The following is a 6,280-nucleotide window of genomic DNA, read 5'->3' as shown; positions in this document are numbered from 1 at the left end:
GGCCCGGCCCGCGCATCCCGGGACACGCCCAGCTCGCACGGAGTCCCGACACCATGTCATGGCCGCCCGTCCGCCGATCCGGAGCGAGGTGGCCCGAGAGGGAGTACGAGAAGGTGGCCACACCTAAAAAGGGCCGGAGCGCGAGCGCCCAGAGCAAGCCGGGGCGCTCGCTGGCCCTGATCCTGATCGCCCTCGTGGCGCTCACCGGTGGGATGTTCGCCTCGGGGCACACGAAGCCGCGTCTCGGCATCGACCTGGCGGGCGGTACGAGCATCACGCTCCGCGCCGTGCCCGAAGCCGGCAACGAGGCGGCCATCAACAAGACCAACATGGACACCGCCGTCTCCATCATGGAGCGACGTGTCAACGGTCTTGGCGTCTCCGAGTCCGAGGTCCAGACGCAGGGCCGGGAAAACATCATCGTCAACATCCCCAAGGGGACGAACTCCGAGCAGGCCCGCAAGCAGGTCGGCACCACCGCCAAGCTCTACTTCCGCCCGGTCCTCACCACCGAGGTCTCCGGCGGCGGCAAGACGGCCAGCCCCTCGCCCAGCGGCACCGGAAGCCCGACGGACAAGCCGTCCGGCAAGGCCAGCGACAAGCCCGAGGCCACCGACAAGAACTCCGCCTCCCCGTCGGCCACGCCCACCACGCAGGGCCGCGCGGTCACCGACGCGCTGAAGGCCGACGCCACACCGTCGGCGAGCGCCTCGGACGACAAGGCCAAGGCCAGCCCCTCCCCGTCGGCGAGCGGCGGTTCCGCCGAGGCCGACGCGAGCGCGCTGCAGGCGAAGTACGCCAAGCTCGACTGCACCGACGAGAAGACCCGCTCCAGCGTGGGTGACGGCGTCAAGGCCTCCGAGATGACCCTGGCCTGTGGCAAGAACTCGCAGGGCCAGTGGCAGAAGTACATCCTCGGCCCCGCCGCGGTCGACGGCACGGACGTCGACAAGGCCCAGGCCGTCCTGAACACGCAGACCGGTGCGGGCTGGACGGTCACGATGGACTTCACGGACGGCGGTGCCAAGAAGTTCGCCGACATCACCGGCAAGCTGGCGCAGAACCAGTCGCCGCAGAACCAGTTCGCGATCGTCCTGGACGGCGACGTCGTCTCCGACCCGTACGTCCGGCAGGCCCTGACCGGCGGCAACGCCGAGATCTCCGGCAACTTCACCCAGCAGTCCGCCCAGGACCTGTCCAACATGCTGAGCTACGGCGCGCTGCCGCTGACCTTCAAGGTGGACAGCATGACGACCGTCACCGCCGCGCTGGGCGGTGACCAGCTGCAGGCCGGGCTGATCGCCGGCGCGATCGGTCTCGCGCTGGTCGTCATCTATCTGCTGGCCTACTACCGCGGCCTGTCGTTCATCGCGATCCTCTCGCTGCTGGTCTCCGCCGCCCTCACCTACACGCTCATGGCCCTGCTCGGCCCGGCCATCGGCTTCGCGCTGAACCTGCCGGCGGTGTGCGGTGCCATCGTCGCGATCGGCATCACGGCGGACTCGTTCATCGTGTACTTCGAACGTGTCCGCGACGAGATCCGGGAGGGCCGCTCCCTGCGTCCCGCCGTCGAGCGGGCCTGGCCGCGCGCCCGACGCACCATCCTGGTCTCCGACTTCGTGTCGTTCCTCGCCGCCGCGGTGCTGTTCGCCGTCACCGTCGGCAAGGTCCAGGGCTTCGCGTTCACGCTCGGTCTGACGACCCTGCTCGACGTGGTCGTCGTGTTCCTCTTCACCAAGCCGCTGCTGACCCTGATGGCCCGCCGCCCGTTCTTCTCGAACGGCCACAAGTGGTCCGGCCTCGACCCGAAGAGCCTGGGCGCCCAGCCGCCGCTGCGCCGTACCCGTCGCCCCGCCGCCCCTGCCGACCCGAAGGAGGCCTGAGATGTCGAAACTCGGCAACCTCGGCGCCCGACTCCACCGTGGCGAGGTCGGCTACGACTTCGTCAAGAACCGCAAGATCTGGTACGGCGTCTCGATCCTGATCACCATCCTGGCCATCGCGGGCCTGGGGGTGCGCGGCCTGAACATGGGCATCGAGTTCCAGGGCGGTGCCGTCTTCACCACCCCGAAGAACACCAGTGCCTCGGTGTCCCAGGCCGAAACGTACGCGGAGGAGGCCTCCGGCCACGACGCGATCGTGCAGAAGCTGGGCAACGGCACCCTTCGCATCCAGGTCGCCGGTATCGACACCGACGCGGCGAACAAGATCAAGAACGCGCTCGCCGACGACCTCAAGACCGACTCGGAACGGATCAACGCCGAGCTGGTCGGGCCCAGCTGGGGTGAACAGATCGCCAGCAAGGCCTGGCAGGGCCTCGGCATCTTCCTGATCCTCGTGGTGATCTATCTGGCGATCGCCTTCGAGTGGCGCATGGCCATCGCCGCCTTCGTCGCGCTGATCCACGACATCACCATCACGGTCGGCATCTACGCCCTCGTCGGCTTCGAGGTCACACCCGGCACGGTGATCGGTCTGCTCACGATCCTCGGCTACTCGCTCTACGACACGGTCGTGGTCTTCGACAGCCTCAAGGAACAGACGAAGGACATCACCAAGCAGACCCGCTGGACCTACAGCGACGTCGCCAACCGCTCGATCAACAGCACCCTGGTCCGCTCGATCAACACCACGGTGGTCGCGCTGCTGCCGGTCGCGGGCCTGCTGTTCATCGGTGGTGGTGTCCTCGGCGCCGGCATGCTCAACGACATCTCGCTGTCGCTGTTCGTCGGTCTCGCCGCCGGTGCGTACTCCTCGATCTTCATCGCCACGCCGCTCGTCGCCGACCTCAAGGAGCGCGAGCCGCAGATGAAGGCCCTGAGGAAGCGCGTCCTCGCCAAGCGGGCCGCCAAGGGCGAGACCCCCGAGGCGGAGACCGCGGACGAGGCCTACGCCGACGAGCCCGAGGACGCCGCACCCGCGGTCGTCGGGCCGCGCAACCAGCCCGCTTCCCGCAATCGAGGCCGGGGCCGCCCCTCGGGGAAGCGCCGATGACCGACATCAAGGAACTGCTGCTCAGCCGCATCAGGGACGTGGCCGACTACCCGGAGCCGGGCGTGATGTTCAAGGACATCACCCCGCTCCTGGCGGACCCGGCGGCGTTCACCGCGCTCACCGACGCCCTCGCGGAGATCGCCGAGAGCGCCGGCGCCACCAAGATCGTCGGCCTCGAGGCCCGGGGCTTCATCCTCGGCGCCCCGGTCGCCGTCCGCGCCGGCCTCGGCTTCATCCCCGTACGCAAGGCGGGCAAGCTCCCCGGAGCCACCCTCGGCCAGGCCTATGACCTGGAGTACGGCTCGGCGGAGATCGAGGTGCACGCCGAGGACCTGGTCGCCGACGACCGCGTCCTGATCGTCGACGACGTCCTCGCCACCGGCGGCACCGCCGAGGCCTCGGTCCAGCTCATCCGCCGGGCCGGCGCCGAGGTCGCCGGTCTGGCCGTGCTCATGGAGCTCGGCTTCCTCGGCGGCCGGACCCGCCTGGAGCCGGCTCTGAACGGCGCCCCGCTGGAGGCGCTGCTCACGGTCTAGAAAGCCCACGGCAGCCCCGTGGACACCGGCACGACACCGCGGAGGCGGGCCCGGAGGAATCCGGTGCCCGCCTCTCGCGTTCCCGGGGTAGACGGTCCTCACATTGGCCTGAAGGCGATCCTGGGGCACAGGATGGCTACCATGGGGTCTCCGGAGCCTGACCGGGGGACCCGGAACGCGCACGAGGAGCCCTCTTGTCAGACGAGGCCCAGCACCTGACCGCCGCCAAGCCCGAGTCCGCCTCGGCAGCGGCCAAGCCCGCGCCCAACGCGCCGCACGCGAAGAACGACACCCGCGGGCCGGTCGAGCACGCCCAGTCGGCGCCCGTCGACAAGCCCGCCGAGCAGTCGCGCCCCAAGCCGGCTCCTCCCGCGGTGCGCCAGGCAGGCGGCCAGCCGGCCCGCACCGGGTCCTCCAACCGGGTCCGCGCCCGTCTCGCCCGGCTCGGCGTCCAGCGCGCGAACCCTTACAACCCCGTGCTGGAGCCCCTGCTGCGCATAGTGCGCAGCAACGACCCGAAGATCGAGACGGCGACGCTCCGCCAGATCGAGCGCGCCTACCAGGTCGCCGAGCGCTGGCACCGCGGCCAGAAGCGCAAGAGCGGCGACCCTTACATCACGCACCCTCTCGCCGTGACCACCATCCTCGCCGAGCTGGGCATGGATCCGGCCACGCTGATGGCCGGTCTGCTGCACGACACGGTCGAGGACACCGAGTACGGCCTGGACGACCTGCGCCGTGACTTCGGCGACGTCGTCACCCTGCTCGTCGACGGCGTCACCAAGCTGGACAAGGTCAAGTTCGGCGAGGCGGCCCAGGCCGAGACCGTGCGCAAGATGGTCGTCGCCATGGCCAAGGACCCGCGCGTCCTGGTCATCAAGCTCGCCGACCGCCTGCACAACATGCGCACCATGCGCTACCTCAAGCGTGAGAAGCAGGAGAAGAAGGCGCGCGAGACCCTGGAGATCTACGCGCCGCTCGCCCACCGGCTGGGCATGAACACCATCAAGTGGGAGCTGGAGGACCTCGCCTTCGCGATCCTCTACCCCAAGATGTACGACGAGATCGTCCGCCTGGTCGCCGAGCGCGCCCCCAAGCGCGACGAGTACCTCGCGATCGTCACCGACGAGGTCCAGCAGGACCTGCGGGCGGCCCGCATCAAGGCGACCGTGACCGGCCGCCCCAAGCACTACTACAGCGTCTACCAGAAGATGATCGTCCGCGGCCGTGACTTCGCGGAGATCTACGACCTGGTGGGCATCCGCGTCCTCGTGGACACCGTCCGCGACTGTTACGCGGCCCTCGGCACCGTGCACGCGCGATGGAACCCGGTCCCCGGCCGGTTCAAGGACTACATCGCGATGCCCAAGTTCAACATGTACCAGTCGCTGCACACGACGGTGATCGGCCCCGGCGGCAAGCCCGTCGAGCTGCAGATCCGCACCTTCGACATGCACCGCCGCGCCGAGTACGGCATCGCCGCGCACTGGAAGTACAAGCAGGAGGCCGTCGCCGGCACCTCGAAGGTGCGCACCGACGCCCCCAAGTCGTCCGGCAAGAGCAAGGACGACCACCTCAACGACATGGCCTGGCTGCGCCAGCTGCTGGACTGGCAGAAGGAGACCGAGGACCCGGGCGAGTTCCTGGAGTCCCTGCGCTTCGACCTCTCCCGCAACGAGGTCTTCGTCTTCACCCCCAAGGGCGATGTCATAGCGCTCCCGGCGAGTGCCACCCCGGTGGACTTCGCGTACGCCGTGCACACCGAGGTCGGGCACCGCACGATCGGCGCCCGTGTCAACGGCCGCCTGGTCCCGCTCGAGTCCACCCTCGACAACGGCGATCTGGTCGAGGTCTTCACCTCCAAGGCGGCCGGCGCCGGCCCCTCCCGCGACTGGCTCGGCTTCGTCAAGTCGCCGCGGGCCCGCAACAAGATCCGGGCCTGGTTCTCCAAGGAGCGCCGCGACGAGGCGATCGAGCAGGGCAAGGACGCCATCGTCCGCGCGATGCGCAAGCAGAACCTGCCGATCCAGCGCATCCTGACCGGCGACTCCCTGGTGACCCTCGCGCACGAGATGCGCTACGCGGACATCTCCGCGCTGTACGCGGCGATCGGCGAGGGCCATGTCTCCGCGCAGAACATCGTGCAGAAGCTCGTCCAGGCCCTCGGCGGCGAGGAGGCCGCGACCGAGGAGATCGACGAGTCGGTCCCGCCGGCCCCCGGACGCAGCCGCAAACGCCGCTCCAGCGCCGACCCGGGCGTCGTCGTGAAGGGCGTCGACGACGTGTGGGTCAAGCTGGCCCGCTGCTGCACGCCCGTACCCGGCGACCCCATCATCGGCTTCGTCACCCGCGGTAGCGGTGTATCGGTTCACCGCAACGACTGTGTGAACGTGGAGTCACTGTCCCGCGAGCCCGAGCGCATCCTCGAGGTCGAGTGGGCACCCACCCAGTCCTCGGTCTTCCTGGTCGCCATCCAGGTCGAGGCGCTGGACCGCTCCCGGCTGCTGTCGGACGTCACCCGCGTGCTGTCCGACCAGCACGTCAACATCCTCTCCGCGGCCGTCCAGACCTCCCGCGACCGCGTCGCCACCTCCCGCTTCACCTTCGAGATGGGCGACCCGAAGCATCTCGGCCATGTGCTGAAGGCGGTCCGGGGCGTGGAGGGCGTCTACGACGTCTACCGGGTGACGTCGGCGCGCAGCAGGTCGTAACCACCACACGAAAGAGGGCCCCGTACGGCACGTACGGGG

Annotated in this window: 4 protein-coding genes; all 4 read left to right on the top strand. The window is 69.4% G+C overall.

Going from position 1 to position 6,280, the window contains the following annotated elements:
• Positions 1-113: 113 nt before the first annotated feature.
• The 4 genes from secD to relA all read left to right on the top strand — a co-directional run bounded on the left by secD (position 114) and on the right by relA (position 6,241).
• Entirely contained in the window at positions 114-1,883 is a 1,770-nt protein-coding gene (gene secD / locus ACFT4A_RS40315) for a protein translocase subunit SecD (RefSeq protein ID WP_382841036.1), read from the top strand.
• Between the two features lies 1 nt (position 1,884).
• Positions 1,885-2,994 carry a protein translocase subunit SecF gene (gene secF, locus ACFT4A_RS40310; RefSeq protein WP_382841033.1) on the top strand — a complete coding sequence of 370 codons (1,110 nt, stop codon included), beginning with the start codon at positions 1,885-1,887 and terminating at the stop codon, positions 2,992-2,994.
• On the top strand, positions 2,991-3,530 hold the full coding sequence (locus ACFT4A_RS40305; RefSeq protein WP_382841030.1) for an adenine phosphoribosyltransferase: 540 nt from the start codon (positions 2,991-2,993) through the stop codon (positions 3,528-3,530). Before secF ends, ACFT4A_RS40305 begins: the two co-directional genes overlap by 4 nt.
• Positions 3,531-3,724: 194 nt before the next feature.
• Positions 3,725-6,241: a GTP pyrophosphokinase gene (gene relA, locus ACFT4A_RS40300; RefSeq protein WP_382841027.1), complete on the top strand. Its 2,517-nt coding sequence runs from the start codon at positions 3,725-3,727 to the stop codon at positions 6,239-6,241.
• Positions 6,242-6,280: the final 39 nt, after the last annotated feature.

Source organism: Streptomyces sp. NPDC057099 (assembly GCF_042671245.1).
Lineage (GTDB): Bacteria > Actinomycetota > Actinomycetes > Streptomycetales > Streptomycetaceae > Streptomyces > Streptomyces purpurascens.
This window is presented reverse-complemented; position numbering and strand designations above follow the sequence as displayed.